At 43.4% G+C, this 19,099-nt stretch carries 13 protein-coding genes; 2 read left to right on the plus strand and 11 right to left on the minus strand.

Annotated features, from left to right (window positions below; translation table 11 throughout):
• Positions 1–146: 146 nt before the first annotated feature.
• The 6 genes from H9629_RS06180 to H9629_RS06205 form a co-directional block, all read right to left on the minus strand.
• Positions 147–2,726 carry a bifunctional diguanylate cyclase/phosphodiesterase gene (locus tag H9629_RS06180; RefSeq protein ID WP_191730728.1) on the minus strand — a complete coding sequence of 860 codons (2,580 nt, stop codon included), beginning with the start codon at positions 2,724–2,726 and terminating at the stop codon, positions 147–149.
• Positions 2,727–2,929: 203 nt separating this feature from the next.
• A complete protein-coding gene (locus H9629_RS06185; protein WP_064096840.1) occupies positions 2,930–3,589 on the minus strand; it encodes a 3-oxoacid CoA-transferase subunit B in 660 nt (219 codons plus the stop codon).
• Positions 3,589–4,260 carry a 3-oxoacid CoA-transferase subunit A gene (locus tag H9629_RS06190; RefSeq protein ID WP_064096770.1) on the minus strand — a complete coding sequence of 224 codons (672 nt, stop codon included), beginning with the start codon at positions 4,258–4,260 and terminating at the stop codon, positions 3,589–3,591. Before H9629_RS06190 ends, H9629_RS06185 begins: the two co-directional genes overlap by 1 nt.
• A 40-nt stretch (positions 4,261–4,300) precedes the next feature.
• Positions 4,301–5,581 (minus strand): MFS transporter, encoded by a 1,281-nt coding sequence (locus tag H9629_RS06195; protein WP_064096769.1) that lies wholly within the window; start codon positions 5,579–5,581, stop codon positions 4,301–4,303.
• A 254-nt stretch (positions 5,582–5,835) separates the two neighbouring features.
• Positions 5,836–7,035 carry an acyl-CoA dehydrogenase gene (locus tag H9629_RS06200; RefSeq protein ID WP_191730729.1) on the minus strand — a complete coding sequence of 400 codons (1,200 nt, stop codon included), beginning with the start codon at positions 7,033–7,035 and terminating at the stop codon, positions 5,836–5,838.
• A gap of 31 nt (positions 7,036–7,066) precedes the next feature.
• On the minus strand, positions 7,067–8,221 hold the full coding sequence (locus H9629_RS06205) for an acyl-CoA dehydrogenase family protein (RefSeq protein ID WP_064102957.1): 1,155 nt from the start codon (positions 8,219–8,221) through the stop codon (positions 7,067–7,069).
• A 492-nt stretch (positions 8,222–8,713) separates the two neighbouring features.
• On the opposite strand from H9629_RS06205, the gene H9629_RS06210 reads away from it, so the two are divergent.
• Both H9629_RS06210 and H9629_RS06215 read left to right on the plus strand, forming a co-directional pair.
• The gene (locus tag H9629_RS06210) at positions 8,714–9,550 is read left to right on the plus strand and encodes an IclR family transcriptional regulator (protein ID WP_064102868.1); all 837 of its coding nucleotides are present in this window, start codon (positions 8,714–8,716) and stop codon (positions 9,548–9,550) included.
• A gap of 227 nt (positions 9,551–9,777) precedes the next feature.
• Complete coding sequence (locus tag H9629_RS06215; protein WP_191730730.1) at positions 9,778–11,490, plus strand: electron transfer flavoprotein-ubiquinone oxidoreductase; 1,713 nt, start codon at positions 9,778–9,780, stop codon at positions 11,488–11,490.
• A gap of 259 nt (positions 11,491–11,749) precedes the next feature.
• Here the strand turns inward: H9629_RS06215 and H9629_RS06220 are convergent, their stop codons facing one another.
• The 5 genes from H9629_RS06220 to betI form a co-directional block, all read right to left on the minus strand.
• Complete coding sequence (locus tag H9629_RS06220) at positions 11,750–13,951, minus strand: OsmC domain/YcaO domain-containing protein (RefSeq protein WP_064102870.1); 2,202 nt, start codon at positions 13,949–13,951, stop codon at positions 11,750–11,752.
• 334 nt (positions 13,952–14,285) lie between these two features.
• Complete coding sequence (locus tag H9629_RS06225) at positions 14,286–15,056, minus strand: TorF family putative porin (protein WP_064102871.1); 771 nt, start codon at positions 15,054–15,056, stop codon at positions 14,286–14,288.
• 128 nt (positions 15,057–15,184) lie between these two features.
• Positions 15,185–16,840 (minus strand): choline dehydrogenase, encoded by a 1,656-nt coding sequence (gene betA / locus H9629_RS06230; protein WP_191730731.1) that lies wholly within the window; start codon positions 16,838–16,840, stop codon positions 15,185–15,187.
• Between the two features lie 11 nt (positions 16,841–16,851).
• Positions 16,852–18,327: a betaine-aldehyde dehydrogenase gene (gene betB, locus H9629_RS06235; protein ID WP_191730732.1), complete on the minus strand. Its 1,476-nt coding sequence runs from the start codon at positions 18,325–18,327 to the stop codon at positions 16,852–16,854.
• 21 nt (positions 18,328–18,348) lie between these two features.
• Positions 18,349–18,927, minus strand: a complete 579-nt coding sequence (gene betI / locus H9629_RS06240) for a transcriptional regulator BetI (protein ID WP_064102874.1) — start codon at positions 18,925–18,927, stop codon at positions 18,349–18,351.
• Positions 18,928–19,099: the final 172 nt, after the last annotated feature.

A 19,099-nucleotide genomic window follows, 5' to 3' on the forward strand; every position in this document is an offset into this window, starting at 1 on the left:
GCTTATTTTTTTATCCCGCTTTCTATATCAAGTGCAAATTCTAAAGATGATACGCTCATAAAAATAGAAAAAATTTTGAGGCCTGTTTAACATTTCCTTTCTCTCTGAAGAGTGGTTGAAAATATTGATATCTTAACTTTTTAGAGTTAATTCAATTTACTATTTTCCATTGCGAGATAAACAGATTTCAATTCAGTTAAAGGTGCTGGTTTTGCATAAAAGAAGCCTTGTAGCAAATCACAGCCCTGTTGATAGAGCAAACTGGCCTGACTTAAGGTTTCGACCCCTTCTGCGACAACTTCCAAATCCAGCTGATGGGCTAGATGAATAATGGATTGCACAATTGCAGCATCCTGACCATCGAGGGTCAGCTCTTCAATAAAACTACGGTCTAACTTGATTTGATTGATCGGCAAGCGACGCAGATAACTGAGACTCGAATAACCTGTGCCAAAGTCATCAATGGCAACCTGTACGCCTAAAGCACGCACCGCTTTTAAAATTTCTATGGTTCGGTCTGCGCCATTAATGATGACACCTTCCGTAATTTCAATTTTAAGTAGTTCCGGCGGTAATTGACTGAGTTGAAGCGCATGTTCAAGTACCTGTAGAAAGCCTGCTCTACGGAATTGTAAGGGAGAAATATTCACCGATACCGTGATCTGGCTATTATGTTTCTTGTTCCAGTGCGCAATATCTAAACAGGCCTTTTCCAGCACCCACTGGCCTACACTAATAATCTGCCCGGTTCTTTCTGCAAGAGGGATAAAAATTGCTGGGGAAATATAACCCTGTTGCGGATGACACCAACGGATTAAGGCTTCCACACCTGTTACATGTCCAGTTTCAGGATGAACCAGCGGCTGATAGAACAGGTCGAAATTTTCCTGATTGATCGCTTCCATAAGTTCCAGACGCAGATTGGTATAATCTATTTCTGCGACAGGCTGCATTTTGTTTTTTTCATACCACTGCCAGATATTACGCCCCTGTCTTTTGGCTTCCTGCATTGCCAAAACAGACTGATAGATCAGTTCAGATGAATGCTGGATTGAGCTGTCATCCGCCACAATACCAATACTGGCACTTAAATGTATTTTGTACTGATCAATAACAAAAAGTATGGAAAGAAGCTCAAGAATTTCTCCAGCGATCGCCTCCACTTCAGATGACTCATATATTCCTGAAAGCAGTAAGATAAACTCATCTTCAGCAAAGCGGCATAGCACGTTATCGTCTTGAATAAATTTTTGCAGCCGCTCACCCACACTTTTAAGAATCTGATCCCCCACCAGATGACCCAAGCTGTCATTAATATTTTTAAAGTCATCCAGGTCTATATATAGCAGCACCAAAGGTTCTGAACTCTCATGCTGTACTTCAAAAATATTTTCCAGAATTTGCTTAAATGCATGCTGGTTCGGCAAGCCGGTTAAATAATCATGGGTATGCTGATGCCGGATATATTCTTCGTGAATAAGTTGCTGGGTAATATCTTCCTGAATTCCTAGAAAATGGGTACAGGTTCCAGTCTGATCAAAAATAGGACCTAGGGTTAAACGGTTCCAGAACCAGCTGCCATCTTTACAATAACTTTTTATGGTGACCTGAATTTCTTTTTGTTTTTTGACGGCTTGCTTGAGTAATGAAATTTGATCCGGATCAGTATCTGGACCCTGCAGGAAAAAACAGCCTTGCCCTAAAACTTCTGTTTCTGTATAGCCTGTGAGCTTGAGAAAAGCCGGGTTCACATACACCATTAACCTTTCTTCTGAAACATCAGTAATAAAAAGACTATTCGGACTGGCTTCTACTCCCCGTTTTAATAAACGCAGATCCTCCTTGTTTTTACGGGATAAAGTAATATCCCGCGCAATGCCAATAACGCCGGTAACTTTCTGATTTTGTATAATCGGTAAATTGGTCAAATCCAGCCATAAAATATCTCCAGTAACATTATAGATTGGAAGCTCAAAATGTTGAGATTTACCTTGCAGCGTTTCTATAAATGAAAAGTTGGCCAGCTCATGAAATTCAGGTGGTATAAAAGCACAATAATGCTGGCCACAAATTTGCTCTTTAGAAAATCCTGTAATTTCTTCGCAAGCAATATTGGTAGTAAGCATATGCCCCTGTAAATCAAGTTCAAAAATGATATGGGGATGATAAGTATAAAAAGAACAGTATTTCTCATTAAGCTCCTGTCTTTTTTGACGCTCCTGATCAAGTTCGATTGCGAGGGCCACTAATTTTGCCGCTTGTTGCAAAAGCTCAATATGCTGTTCTGTCGGTATTTTGGGTGCCCGATAATAGGTCGAAAAAGTGCCATATAAAATATCTGAGGCATTTATAATCGGCATAGACCAGCAACTAGACAGCTTTTCTGCATTCACCACAGCACGGTAGGACTGCCAGTTTGGATCTTTCATTAAATTTGGACTAATGACGAGCTGACGCAAAAAAGCAGCTACGCCACAGGTTCCTCGATCAGGAGCAATCTTTAAATCTTGGATGACATTACAGTACTCTTTTGAGAAATGCTGCTGGCCACTTATAACATTTAAAGTTTGCGTGTCTTCTCTATAGAGCATAATTGTGACAAGCGCCTCTGGAATACGCGATTCCAGCCATTGACTAATAATGTCGAGAATAGGTTTGAGTTCAGTATGGCGGCCAATCAGATTAAAAATATGAAAAATATCTTGATCATCACAATTATTATGCATTCAGACTATCACCTTCCTTAGCTTGTTAACATTTTAGACTTATTCTTAAGATAATCATTAGCAAAAGTTTATATGTACATCTTAAAAGTGCGAAATATGCCTCATTTTATGTGTAAAAAATATTAATATTAAAGTTTAAAAATCACAGCCAAAGCTGTGATTTGAAATTATGTTTCACTCGTTCAAATTTTGATGTCTTATTTTTAGGCTGCTTGTTGACGACTGTCCACTAATTTACAGCCAGTCTTCCTTTGCAACTCCTCAAAACTTAAGCCATCCACTATTTCAATAACCTGAGCTTGGCCATCTTTTAATTCAATCACACAGAGATCGGTATAAATGCGGTTGACACACTGCTTACCTGTTAGAGGATAAGTTAGTTCTTCAACGATTTTTGCTTCACCGTTTTTGGTCATATGCTCCATACAGACATAGACACATCGAGCACCCACGGCCAGATCCATTGCACCGCCTACAGCAGGTACAGCATCAGCATTACCGGTATGCCAGTTCGCCAGATCACCATTAATAGCAACCTGAAAGGCACCCATGATACAGATATCCAGATGCCCGCCTCGCATGATATCGAAAGAGTCCGCAGAATTCATAAAACTGCCACCTTGTAGCATGCTTACGAGTTCTTTACCGGCGTTAATCAGGTCATCATCTGCCTGTTCAGGATCATTCAAGGCAGCAAAACCTAAAACGCCATTTTCCGAGTGCAGAATTACTCCTTGTTCAGGTTTTAAATAACCAGCCACGCGTGTCGGTAAACCAATACCCAAATTCACAAAAGAGCCAGCTGGAATGTCTTGTGCCACTTTAGCCACAATCTGTTCACGGCTACGTTTTTGAATATTCATCATTTAATATCTCCAACCTTGACCACATGCTGTACAAAAATTCCCGGCGTTACGATGATCTCTGGATCAAGCTCTCCCAGTTCCACAATCTGATGCACTTGTGCAATGGTGGTTTTTGCTGCTTTGGCCATGATCGGACCAAAATTCCGTGCTGCCTTACGGTAGGTCAAGTTGCCCCACTGATCTGCCTGATTGGCATATACCAAGGCATAATCAGCATGAATCGGATATTCCAGCACATAATCTTTTCCATTGATATTTCGGGTTTCTTTACCTTCAGCAATTTTGGTACCAAAACCGGTTGGAGTAAAAACAGCTCCTAAGCCTGCACCGGCTGCCTGAATACGGCAGGCCAGATTGCCTTGTGGCACCAGTTCCAGTTCAACTTTTCCTGCCTTATACAGGTCTTCAAAGACGGTTGAGTTATTGGCCCGCGGGAATGAACAGATCATTTTTTTAACCAGTCCAGACAACAGCAGATTGGTTAGACCACGATCTCCAGAAGCAGCATTGTTGTTAATAATGGTTAAGTCTCGAGGACCCAGATCAATTAATGCTTCGATTAATTCTACCGGCTGACCTGCCAGGCCAAAACCACTGGTCATAATGTGTGCACCATCAGGAATTTGCTTGAGTACTGTCTCGATATCCTGTGTGATTTTATTCATCATATTGCTTCCTAGCATGTTCTATCTATATTGCAAGTGCAGATTAATCTGCCTTTTGCGGATCAAATAAGCGGTCTTTAATAAAGAAAGCGGGTATCAGGCCACAAAGAAAATAGGCAATCCCCATAATCAGTAAGCCCGTACCAATTGAGCCTCCTTGAGCAAAATAGCCAATAGTAAGAGGTGCAAATACAGCACCCAGTCGGCCGACGTTATAGGCACCACCCACTGCTGTTCCACGCACTTTGGTGGAGAAGCTTTCTGTCATGTAAGTCGCATTAATACCGTATGGAATACCATAGAGAAAACCAAAAAATAACATCAGCCAGAGAATGTTATCCGGCGTATTACCAAAGACAATCACAGGGATAAAAATCGCAGTACCCATGGTGCCGAAAGCAAATACCGCACGACGGCCAATCCGGTCAGCGATAAAACCGGCAATAACCTTGGTACACATCATGATCAGGAAAGTTCCGATCATATACATGGTCATTTCTTTAAACTTGATTCCCAGATCAGTCTCTAAGTAGGCCGGTAACCAGTTGCTGACTCCATAATAGCCAAACTGTAAAAATGCGGTACTGAAGGACCAGAGGATAAACATGCGACGGCTGAGTGCATCTTCAAAAATCATTTTGAAAGTGTTCTTGGGCTTTTCCTGCACAATGCCACTGGCTTTTGCATCCAGTCGGGCCTGACGTGCTTCTAACCAGGCTTTCGGTTCAGGCACCAAAAAGTACATCGCGAAAGCCAGTACAATTGGAATAATGGCAATATAATAGAGGTATCGCCAGCCAAACTCAGGTAATAACCATCCAGCCAGAACAGTTGCGACCACCGAGCCTAAAGTCCAGCCAGTCATGAGCGTTGCCAATACTGTAGAGCGATATTTGGTGGGTACATACTCTGCCATGAGTGTGTTACAGGCAATATATAGAGCACCTAGTCCAATCGCAGACGTAAATCGCAGCCATTTGAACTGATCATAACTTTCCACGAATCCCAACCAGAAGGTTAATGAAGAAAATAATGCAATGGCAATGACGATAACACGAACTCGGCCAAAACGGTCACATGCCCAGCCACCAAAAAAACCGCCGATAGCCATGCCTGCAAGTGTCCAGCTTCCCAAGGCACCGGCCTGCATATTACTTAATGAAAATTCTTGTTTCAGACTGGTCAGACTGTAGGCTAATAATGCAATATCAGCACCATCAACCAGTAATGCCAAAAATGAGAAGATAAAGGCCAGAATCCAGACTTTTTGCTTGGGTTCGTTTCCACCTTCTACCTGGTGTTGTTGTGAACTGATCGTATCCATAATGCTCTTTCTACTTTTCGGCACTCCTGTGCCTTTTAAAAATCAATATTTCACTTAATTATTTAATTGAAATATATAATATTTATTGATCATTATCACGCTTTAACAAAGTGATATAAAAATGCTTTTCAAGGTTTTTAAAAATTGAATACGGTGAAATCACATAGCAATCTACAAATAGATGTGATTAAGCCGCGATGCTTAACCCCGAAAACAATCTAGCCAGCAATGCTGGCTAGAGGGAGATCTCAGGTTTAGTTGCAAAAGGCTGCAATTCCGGTTTGTGCACGTCCTAAAATCAGGGCATGTACATCGTGGGTACCTTCATAGGTATTTACCACTTCCAGATTAACCAGATGACGGGCTACACCGAATTCATCGCTAATCCCATTACCGCCCATCATGTCACGGGCCAAACGGGCAATATCCAGTGCCTTACCGCAGTTATTACGCTTAATTAAAGATGTACCTTCAACTGAAGCAATACCCTCATCCTTCATGCGGCCAAAACGTAAAGCCACCTGTAAGCCAAGGGCAATTTCAGTTTGCATGTCTGCCAGTTTTTTCTGGATCAGCTGATTCGCAGCAAGTGGTCGGCCAAACTGTTTACGGTCCATGGTGTACTGATGCGCGGTATGCCAGCAGAATTCTGCAGCTCCCATCGCACCCCATGCAATCCCGTAACGCGCACTGTTCAAGCAGGTAAAAGGCCCTTTTAAACCACGAACTTCCGGAAATGCATTTTCTTCTGGAACAAAGACATTATCCATCACAATTTCACCGGTGATTGAGGCACGTAGACCCACCTTGCCGTGAATCGCTGGAGCAGAAAGCCCTTCCCAGCCTTTTTCTAGAATAAAGCCACGAATGTCACCGACATTACCTTCGGCAGAAACTTCTTTGGCCCAAACTACAAATACATCGGCAATCGGACTATTGGTAATCCACATTTTTGCGCCAGTTAAACGGTAACCACCCTCAACTTTTTTGGCACGGGTAATCATGCTGCCCGGATCTGATCCATGATCTGGCTCGGTCAAGCCGAAGCAGCCAATATATTCCCCGGTTGCTAATTTTGGTAAATACTTCTGCTTTTGCTCTTCAGAACCAAATTCATTAATAGGCACCATCACCAGAGAGCTTTGTACGCTGGCCATGGAACGATAACCTGAATCGACACGTTCAACTTCACGGGCAATCAGACCATAACTGACATAATTTAGACCTGCACCACCGTACTGTTCTGGAATGGTTGGACCCAGCAAACCTAATTCTCCCATTTCACGGAAAATAGCCGGATCGGTTTTTTCATGACGAAACTGTTCCAGTACACGCGGCATCAGTTTGTCTTGACAGTATGCTGCCGCTGCATCGTGAATCATGCGTTCTTCTGAAGTGAGTTGCTGTTCGATTAAAAACGGGTCTTGCCAATCAAATCTAATTTTTGTCGTCATTTTAATATTTCCTTATTTTAAAATTATGAGATTAGGCAGTTGCTTGTTTAATCATTTCACGCGCAATAATAATTTGCTGGATTTGTGTGGTTCCTTCATATAAACGGAACAGACGCACATCACGGTAGAAACGTTCAATTGAATATTCACTGATATAACCCGCTCCGCCATGAATCTGCAAACAGCGATCAGCTATTCGGCCACACATTTCGGTTGCAAACATTTTGGCACAAGAGGCTTCAGTCGTAACATTTTGACCCGCATCACGCAGACGCGCAGCATCCAGCACCATACATTTGGCTGCATAAATTTCGGCCTTAGAGTCTGCCAACATCCCCTGGATCAGCTGGAAATTCGCAATGGGCTGACCAAACTGTTTGCGTTCCACTGCATAGTTAAGTGCGTCTTGCAGCATACGCTCTGCCATGCCAACGCTATAACCGGCAATGTGCAGACGACCCTTATCCAGCACACGCATTGCTGTTTTAAAGCCGATCCCTTCTACACCGCCAATCAGTTGATCTTTATGCACTTTACAGTTATCAAAAATTACATCACAGGTATAGGAACCATGTTGGCCCATTTTCTTGTCAATTTTACCTAGGCTTAAACCAGGCGTGCCTGCTTCAACTAGAAATGCTGAAATAGCACTAGCACCTTTAATTTCTTGATTGGTACGTGCCATCACAGTAAATGTCGTAGCTCGTGGGGCATTGGTGATGAAGCGTTTAGTTCCGTTTAAAATATAATAATCGCCGTCTTTGACTGCACTGGTTTTTAAAGCAGCAGCGTCTGACCCTGAATCAGGTTCGGTTAAACAGAATGAACCAATAATTTCGCCCGTTGCATAACGCGGTAAATATTTCTGTTTTTGTTCTTCTGTACCGTCGATGATGATGCCACTTGAGCCAATGCCGTTGTTAGTACCAATTAAAGAGCGGAAGGCAGCCGATGTCTGACCCAACTCCATCGCGACCAGAATTTCTTCTTCCATGGTAATGCCTAAACCGCCATATTCTTCTGGAATCGTCAGGCCAAACAAACCCAACTCTTTCATCTGTTCCACAATATGTTCAGGAATGGCATTGTTCTCTTCTACTTCATGCTCAAGAGGCACCAATTCATTTTTTACAAAATTTCGAATCGTCGACAGAAGCTGGTCTAACATTTCTGGATCACGAATCATATAAATCTCCATGGATATAATTTAGGTAAATTCCTTTACCATTATTTTTGTTTCGCAATACGAAATAAATAATCACATAAAATCATTTTTAGCAAGAAAAATTACCAAAATTTTTATTTTTATCTTAAAAATGAAATTTTTCTGGTATTTGAGTTAAGTTGTGTTTAAGATTTAATTTCACAATGCGAAATATTACCAATGAAGAATCGTTGTGTTTATCAGCTTTTGAAGATAAGGCTGCATCTTTCTTCTTGAGGTAATGCTTATTAATTATTGCTATTGTGGTGAAAAATCGAAATTTTGAATGACTTTCTTTAACCTGAAAACCAGATGACTGCATGTTGTCTGGAAGCTTGGATAACTACATTCTTTCCGATCACAAATAATTTAGGTACTTTTTTCTACATTTTATCTTTTGTATAAGTGTTTTATTTTGTATCGTGAAATTATATTGTTATCATATTTACTAATTTAACCTTAATTGCCTTGAACATGACAAAAAATAAAACTGGTGAAATTCCCAATTTTGATGAAATCCGTTTAGACCCGATTTCACATATTCATAGAGAAAACAATCCTCAATTTATTGCGTCTATTGCGCGTGGATTGGAAATCTTGCGCTGCTTTTCTTCAACCAATCAATTACTTGGCAATCAGGAAATTGCACAATTAACCAACTTGCCTAAGCCGACTGTAGCGCGTATTACCAGTACCCTGGTTTCTTTAGGTTATTTAAAACAATTGCCTAATACCACAAAATATTTACTGGATGTGGGTGTATTGGCTTTGGGCTATGCAGCTCTGAGTAATATTTCTGCGCGGACTCAGGCTTATCCATTTATGGAAGAAATGTCGCGTTATTCTCAAGCTCCTGTGGCAATGGCTACACGTGACCGTTTGAGCATGATTTATCTGGAAGTGGTACATACAGAATCGACGCTGACCATGCGCCGCCCTGTCGGTTCTACCTTACCGATTCATAGCAGTGCCATGGGACGTGCCTGTCTGGCAGCAATGGATGTAAAAGAACGCGAATATTTATTTGATGCGATCAAAAAAAGAAATGAAGACCAGTGGCCAACCATTAAGCGTAATCTGGAACGTGCAATCCGTGATTATCAGGATTATGGCTACTGTCTGTCTTTAGGTGACTGGGCGAAAGATGTGAATTCCGTGGCAGTTCCACTGGTTCATCCCAAACATGGGATTTTAACGTTTAACTGCGGTGCACCAAGTTATCTGTTAAACCAGGAAAAACTGGAAAATGAAATTGGACCGCGTCTGATTCACATGGTGAATAATATTGCGATGAATCTCAATAACATATAAAAAATTAATCATCAGAGCGACATTAAGTCGCTCTTTCTATTGAATACCCAGGCTATACATCTTCTTACTTTACCCAGAATTTGCCGCAAACCTTTTTGATGCTGTGAAATAGATAAGATTTAAAAAAAAAGATAAAGTCCTATTTCAAATAAAAAGATCAAGAATAAGCTTCATAACCGATTTAGATAATGCTATAAATATCGCTATACGAAATTGGATTTTATATTATGAAAGATATAACAAGAGAATCAATGGAGTTTGACGTCGTCATCGTAGGCGCAGGCCCTGCGGGTCTTTCTGCTGCAATCAAAATCCGTCAACTTGCAATTGAAAACAACTTAAACGATCTGTCCGTTTGTGTCGTAGAAAAAGGCTCCGAAGTCGGTGCGCATATTCTTTCCGGTGCTGTGCTTGAACCGCGTGCCATGAACGAGCTGTTCCCGGACTGGAAAGAACAGGGTGCCCCGCTGAATGTCCCGGTGACTGAAGATAAAACTTTCTTCCTGCTGTCAGATGAAAAATCACAGGAAGCACCGCACTGGATGGTACCTAAAACCATGCATAACGATGGCAACTATGTCATCTCGCTCGGCAACGTGGTGCGCTGGTTAGGCCAGAAAGCGGAAGAACTGGAAGTGTCGATCTTCCCGGGCTTTGCCGCCTCTGAGATTCTTTATCATGAAGATGGCACGGTAAAAGGCATCCAGACCGGTGACATGGGTATTGGTAAAGATGGCGAACCGACACATAACTTTACTCCGGGTTATGAACTGCACGCTAAATACACGTTATTTGCTGAAGGTTGCCGTGGTCATTTAGGTAAGCGCCTGATCCAGAAGTTCAACCTGGACAAGGACGCCGATCCGCAGCATTACGGCATCGGGATTAAAGAGCTGTGGGAAATTGATCCAGCCAAGCACAAACCGGGTCTGGTGATGCATGGTGCCGGCTGGCCACTCAATGAAACCGGTTCTTCAGGTGGCTGGTGGCTATACCACGCCGAGAACAACCAGGTGACCCTGGGCATGATCGTGGATCTTTCTTATGAAAACCCGCATATGTATCCATTTATGGAAATGCAGCGCTGGAAAACCCATCCACTGATCAAGCAGTATCTGGAAGGTGGCAAGCGTATTTCTTATGGTGCCCGTGCCGTGACCAAAGGTGGTTTTAACTCGCTGCCGAAATTCACCTTCCCGGGTGGCTCATTAATTGGGGATGATGCCGGCTTCCTGAACTTCGCCAAGATCAAGGGTTCTCATACGGCAATGAAATCCGGCATGCTCTGCGGTGAAGCGGTATTTGAAGCGATTGCTGCCGGTGTAGAAAAAGGTGGTGATCTGGCGGTTGCACGCGTGGTAGAGGGCGAAGATTTCTTTGTTAAGGAATTGACTGCTTATACCGACAAGTTCAACCATAGCTGGCTGAAAGAAGAGCTGTACAGCTCGCGTAACTTCGGCCCGGCGATGCACAAGTTCGGTCAATGGATGGGAGGTGCATTCAACTTCATCGACCAGAACGTGTTTAAAGTACCGTTTACCCTGCATGACCTGCTGCCTGACTTCAAGGCATTAAAAACTGTCGATGCAGTGAACTTCAAGCCGACCTATCCAAAACCGGATGGCAAGCTGACTTTTGACCGTCTGTCTTCAGTGTTTGTGTCGAACACGGTCCATGAAGAAAACCAGCCTTCGCATTTGAAACTAACTGATCCATCCATCCCGGTTGAAGTGAACCTGCCGAAATGGGATGAGCCTGCACAGCGTTACTGCCCAGCGGGGGTGTATGAAATCATGGAAAATAATGACGGTTCCAAGCGTTTCCAGATCAATGCAGCCAACTGTGTGCACTGCAAGACCTGTGACATCAAGGATCCTTCCCAGAACATCACCTGGGTGACACCGGAAGGTGGTGGTGGTCCGAATTACCCGAATATGTAAGGTAATTCTTGTGAATGTGAGAAATAAATTTATTTCTCACATTCATATACCCAATCTTGAAGCAGTTAGTATTAACACTTCACTTTAATTTTTTAGGTAATTCCAGTTCCCTCGGGAGCTGGAATTAATAAGTTAGAATAGAAAATAATATAAAAGATTGCATATAGGATCAGAGATAAAAATGGCCTACTCGAAACCGAGTAAGCCATTTTTAAGATTTAAAACAAATGACGAAAAATTTTAGTCATTCATCTATGGATTATTGCTGAGCCACAAACTTGGCACGCGCTGCATGCAATTTCTTATAGCTGTCAATTAAACGTAGATGACGATCCAGCCCTTCAAGCTGCATGTTGGTTTCGGTCAAACCATAGAAACGAACTGTTCCTTCGATTGAACCTAGAACGGCATCCATACGGGCATCACCAAACATACGACGGAAGTTGTGTTCATAATCTTCCAGTTCCATTTCATCATCCAGAATGACTTCCAGAACGACATTCATGGACTGGTAGAACAGGCCACGTTCAACGGTATTGGTATTGAACTGCAGGAATTGCTCCACCAGATCTTTGGCTTCTTCAAATTGCTGCAAAGCCACATAAATCAACAGTTTCAGTTCAAGAATAGTGAGTTGGCCCCATTCAGTATTTTCATCGAACTCGATACCGATCAAGGTTTTGATCTCGGTATAATCATCTTCATCCGCTTCTTCCAGACGCTCAACCAGTGCTTCCAGTTGTTCATCATCCAAGCGGTGCAGATTCAGGATATCTTCACGATATAACAAAGCCTTGTTGGTATTGTCCCAAACCAGATCTTCTACCAGATAAATTTCCGAATAGCCCGGTACCAGAATACGGCAAGCTGTTGCACCTAGATGCTGATACACCGCCATATAAACTTCATGACCCATGTTTTCCAGAATCGTGAATAATTCCTGAGCTTCATCAGCATTCGAATTTTGACCATTATTGGTGAAGTCCCACTCGACAAAATCATATTCTGATTTCGCGCTGAAGAAACGCCAAGACACCACACCGCTTGAGTCGATGAAATGCTCAACAAAGTTATTCGGTTCAGTTACTGCATTGCTGCTAAAGGTTGGTTTTGGCAGATCATTCAGACCTTCAAAACTACGGCCTTGTAACAACTCAGTTAGACTGCGTTCTAATGCCACTTCAAAGTTAGGATGGGCACCAAATGAGGCAAATACACCGCCAGTACGCGGGTTCATCAAGGTCACACACATGACCGGGAACTGGCCGCCTAATGAGGCATCTTTGACCAGAACCGGAAAGCCCTGTTCTTCCAGACCTTTAATACCTTCAATAATTTTTGGATATTTTGCCAGAACATGTACAGGCACATCCGGTAATGCGAGTTCACTTTCCAGAATTTCGCGTTTTACCGCACGTTCGAAAATTTCAGAAAGACATTGTACTTGCGCTTCAGCCAAGGTATTGCCGGCACTCATCCCGTTACTTAAGTAAAGGTTTTCGATCAGATTGGACGGGAAATAAACGGTTTCACCATCAGACTGACGTACAAATGGCAATGAACAGATGCCACGAGCCTTATTGCCCGAGTTGGTATCATAAAGATGGGTACCCAATAACTCATCTTCTGGATCATAAATTTCACGGGTATGTTCATCCAAAACTTCTGCAGGTAGTTCGCCATTTGGGCCTGGCTGGAACCACTTTTCATCTGGATAATGCACAAATTCGGCATTGGCAATATCCTCACCCCAGAACTGGTCGTTATAGAAGAAGTTGCAGTTCAGACGTTCAATAAATTCACCCAAGGCAGATGCTAGCGCACTTTCTTTGGTAGAACCTTTACCGTTGGTAAAACACATCGGCGACTGCGCATCACGGATATGCAAAGACCAGACATTCGGCACGATGTTACGCCAAGAGGCGATTTCAATCTTCATGCCGAGGCCCGCCAGAATTGCAGACATATTGGCAATGGTTTCTTCCAGCGGAAGGTCTTTACCCGGAATGAAAGTCGTATGGTCAGAAGCCAGATTTGGCATTAATAAGGCCTGAGCATCGGCATCAATGCTTTCCACTTCTTCAATGACAAATTCAGGACCGGTTTGAATCACTTTCTTGACGGTACAACGGTCGATCGAACGTAAAATCCCTTGGCGGTCTTTTTCAGAAATATCAGCCGGCAGTTCCACCTGAATTTTAAAAATCTGTTTATAGCGGTTTTCAGGATCAACAATATTGTTTTGCGAAAGGCGGATATTATCAGTCGGAATGTCACGTGCTGCGCAATAGACTTTGACAAAATAAGCCGCACAAAGTGCCGACGACGCCAGAAAATAATCGAATGGGCCAGGTGCCGAACCATCGCCTTTATAGCGGATCGGCTGATCGGCAATCACCGTGAAGTCATCGAACTTGGCTTCCTGGCGAAGATTATCGAGATAATTGACCTTAATTTCCATGTGGATACCTAAATATTCTTATGTGCCGTCACGGACAGATAAGATGCTGAATCTGAATATACAAGCCGGTTCACGGAGGAGAACTTGAATGAAAAATAGAAAATGGTCAGGTTATGCCATTTGACTAAGTGTCTGGATAACGCTGCCGAGAATGGGCGCTATTATAGAATTATTTTATGAAATTGATAATATTTGTCTGAAATTCTGCCAGATTAAACCAGACCTTCAGTCTTTCCTGAACTGCCGGAGCATGAATCAACTTCAAGTCATGAATTATATTATCAATTAACGTTACGGATAAGGCAGATTTTCACCTGCCTAGTCTGAGATAACTTTAGAAATCATAACTCAGTGCAAATACTGCAAGATTACGCTGCTTGTCATCATAGCGGTCATAACCGCCAAAGATATATTCACCTGACACACTCAACTGCGGTAAAAGCGCATAACTGAGTCCGGCAGAAGCATAACGAAAGGCAAACTGCTTTTCGGTATCGCCCAGTTCACCGCCCTCATATTTGCCTTCATCGTTAAAATAGCTCCCTGCTGCCGTAACGCTGGCATTCAGGCGATCATTCAATTGATGGCTCAGGTTAAGTGTATAAAAAGTATCGCCCTGATTGGCATAAGCCACATCATACAGATAGGTCGATATGCTGACCCCGATATTGGTCTGATCATTCAACGCACGACTTACATTTAAACCCAGCTCATTTCCGGTAGTATGCTTGCCGCCCGGATAATAATAGATTGCGCTCCATAGATCCCAGTCATAATTTTCGCTGCTATGGGTATAACCCAGCAGAAAGTCATGCTCGAATTTGTCTGAGCGATGTCCCGGACGCCCCTGCACTTCTGCATAAGAGTATCCAAGCGTAGATCCCCAATATCCGACATAAAAATTGCCATAAGCTAGATTCAGCGCTGCCTGTACAGCAACGTCGTCATTTTCAGGTGCATTGGTTAGACCACGGGAGATATATTTCGAAACCACACTGATATTTCCACTCGTTTCTATTTGTTTTACTTCCGCATCATCGGCATAACAGTAAAAACTTGAAACAGCAGCACAGCCAAACAGCACTGTTTGATTGAATATTTTCATAAAATATAAAATGTATTAAGCAAAGCGGAGATAAAATCGAAAGCAGTCGAGGTTTTATCTCCGTTTTGAGACAAAATTGAAATTCGCTTTACTCCTGCTTTACTAGACGACAGGAATAAAACCATGATTTAAGCGCGAGGTGCCTTGTAAAAAGGTGCAGATGAAGGTGCAAGAGGAGGCTTGCCACGAATATGGTCTGCCAGTTTTTCAGCGATCATAATCGTAGTTGCATTGAGGTTGCCGGTAATGATCAAAGGCATAATGGAGGCGTCAATCACACGCAGCCCCTGCATTTCATGTACGCGTCCATAACCATCGACAACCGCCATGTCATCCTCACCCATTTTACAGCTACACGATGGATGATACGCGGTTTCTGCATGATTACGAACAAATTCATCAATTTCAGCATCAGTTTGTAGATGTTTTCCCGGACTGATTTCTTCACCACGATAGGGATCCAATGCCGGCTGATGCATAATTTCCCGGGTAATCCGGATGGCATCGCGGAATTCACGCCAGTCCTGCTCGGTACTCATATAGTTGAACAGAATACGTGGATGCTCAAACGGGTCTTTGGATTTCAGACGGACACGGCCACGTGACGGCGAACGCATAGAGCCCACATGTGCCTGAAAACCATGTTCATGAATGGCATTGGTGCCATTATAATTAATCGCTACAGGCAGGAAATGATACTGGATATTAGGCCATTCAAATTCGTCTGAGGAGCGGATAAAACCACCGGCTTCAAACTGATTACTGGCCCCGATACCTTTACCTAAAAATAACCATTCAGCGCCAATCATCGGCTGGTTATACCATTTGAGTGCCGGATATAAGCTAACCGGTTTTTTGCACTTATATTGCAGGTACATTTCCAGATGGTCCTGCAAGTTTTCACCCACGCCTGGCAAATCCTGAACCACCGGAATATCCAGACTTTTTAACAGTTCGGCCGGACCCACACCGGAGCGTTGCAGGATTTGTGGCGAGGCGATTGCACCACCACATAATAAAACTTCACGATCCGCAAAAACCTGAATCGGCTGTAAGGTATTTTGTCCTTCAAAATACTCCACACCAATTGCCTGATTACGATTAAAAAGAATACGGTTGGTCATGGCGTGGGTAATAATTGTGAGATTATCCCGGCCTTTGGCCATATCGATATAACCACGTGCTGTACTGGAACGACGGCCTTGCGGCGTTACGGTACGGTCCATCGGCCCAAAACCTTCTTGCTGATAGCCATTCAGGTCATCAGTACGTGGATAACCGGCCTGTACACCTGCCTCGACCATGGCATAGAACAGTTCATTATTGCCATTTTTAGGTGTTGCCACCGAAACTGGTCCAGAATCACCATGATAATCATTGCCGCCAATATCGCGGGTTTCAGCTTTTTTATAATACGGCAGACATTCGGCATAGCTCCAGTGTTCTAGCCCTTTAAGGCTGGCCCACTGTTCAAGATCCATAGCATTACCGCGAATGTAACACATGCCGTTAATTAACGAAGAACCGCCCAGACCCTTGCCGCGCCCGCACTCCATACGACGATTATTCATATGAGGTTCGGGGTCGGTCAGATAGGCCCAGTTATAACGTCGTCCCTGTAGGGGATAAGCCAACGCAGCTGGCATTTGTGTTCTGAAGTCTAGACGGTAATCCGGTCCACCCGCTTCCAGCAACAGAACTTTCACATCCGGATCTTCAGTTAAACGCGCTGCGAGCACATTTCCTGCCGAACCTGCGCCGATAATAATATAATCGTAATTCATCCAATCCTCCCTTATGCGCTAAATACAGACTGGAAAGGACTGAGTTCGACCTGAACTGACTTGGTCTGGGTATATTGCTGTAGCGTGACAATACCGTTTTCGCGACCAACACCCGAATGTTTATAACCACCAACTGGCATTTCTGCCGGTGATTCGCCCCAGGTATTAATCCAGCAAATGCCAGCTTCAATTTGATGAATAATACGGTGCGCACGTGCCAGATTCGGTGTCACGACACCAGCTGCCAGACCATACTCGGTGTCATTGGCTCGACGAATCGCCTCTTCTTCTGAGTCATAACTCAGAATACTCATGACTGGACCAAAGATTTCGTCACGGACAATCGTCATGTCGTCACGGCAATCGGTAAATACCGTTGGTAGCACATAAGCGCCTTGGGCAAACTGCTCATCTTCGGCACGGCCACCACCACAAAGTAAACGAGCGCCTTCTTTTTTGCCCTGTTCGATATAATCCAGCACTTTTTCCATATGAGAGAAGCTGGACACTGGACCAAAATTGGTTTCAGGATCGAGTGGGTCCCCCATACGGATATAAGGAATACGCTGCAGAATCTTTTCTTCGAATTCTGCTTTCAAGGCTAAAGGTACAAATACACGGGTACCATTAGTACAGACCTGACCGGAACTGTAGAAGTTGGCCATCATGGCAATATCTGCCGCCAGATCCAGATCGGCATCTTCACAGATAATCAATGGGGATTTTCCGCCCAGCTCCATAGTCACTTCTTTCAGACTGGAATTCGCAGCTTGGGCCATGACTTTTTTGCCGGTTGCAACACCACCAGTAAATGAAACTTTGGCTATGTCCGGATGTGAAGTCAGATAACCACCAATTTCACCACTACCAGTCACCACATTGAATACGCCATGCGGCACACCCGCTTCTGTATAAATTTCTGCCAGTTTTAGCGCAGTTAATGGCGTTATTTCACTGGCTTTAAAGATCATGGCATTGCCTGCTGCCAGTGCAGGTGCCGATTTCCATAAGGCGATTTGAATCGGGTAATTCCATGCACCAATCCCGGCAACCACACCCAAAGGTTCACGGCGGGTATAAACAAACGAACTGCTTCTGAGCGGGATTTGCTGGCCTTCTAATGCTGGCAAAATACCTGCATAGTATTCGAGTACATCTGCACCTGTCGCAATATCGACGGTGGATGTTTCACTGAAAGCTTTACCACTGTCGAGACTTTCTAAACGCGCCAGCTCGTCATTACGTTCACGAAGAATAGCGACAGCCTTGTTCAAAATACGGGAACGTTGAATCGCCGTCATTTCTGCCCAGACCTTTTGTCCTTGCTGTGCCGATTCAACAGCGCGATCGATATCTTTTCGCGTACACACTTGCACGTCTGCCAGAACTTCGCCTGTTGCAGGATTAATCGTTTGAAACGTGCTATTGGACGTTGCATCGACATACTGTCCATGAATATAAGGACGTTGCAGTTTGAAGGTTGTCAATGGAATTTCCTCGCAGGTGGGTTATTTGAGTTGTTGTCGGATATATTCACTACACAGTTCAATCGGCAGTTCTGGATCAATTTCGCCACTTACCAATGCTCCTCTCAGCCAGAATCCGTCAATCAATGCTGCCAGACCTTGAGCGGCTTTCTCTGCCTGGTCTTTACTCAACTTTTTCATGAATTCATATTTGAGATTGGAATGTAAACGGTAATGATTGATCTGCTGTAAACGGTGTAATTCAGGTTGGTGTAAACTGCTAGCCCAGAATGCCAACCAGACTTTCATGGCTGCCTTGTCCGTTTGTGGAGCAGAAAAATTACCACGTACGATCGCCAGTAAGCGTTGTTCCGGCATGTCATCAACCTGCATCTTTATCTGTGCAACAGATGTACCTAATTGCTGCAACAAGTAACGCATTGTGGCTTCAATCAAGCCATTTTTACCTTTAAAATAATGACTTATGATGCCGTTTGAGACACCTGCCCTTTGAGCAATCTGACTGATTGAGGCTTCTGCAAAACCCAGCTCATTGACTGCAGCTAAAGTGGCGTCGATAAGTTGCTGACGGCGGATCGGTTGCATACCAACTTTGGGCATAGGTCTAACCTGAATAACGGATATAACAATAGAAAGTTACTTTGCTAAAAAAATAGCGGAATGATGTAACAATTAATAAACGCTTTTTTAATTGAACGTTCAATTAATAAAAATTATAGTGCCAGCTCACCCTTGATGTACAGCGCAGTTTGTTTTGGATTTGCAAAAGTTT

Origin of the sequence: Acinetobacter pecorum (genome assembly GCF_014837015.1) — a bacterium.
Lineage (GTDB): Bacteria > Pseudomonadota > Gammaproteobacteria > Pseudomonadales > Moraxellaceae > Acinetobacter > Acinetobacter pecorum.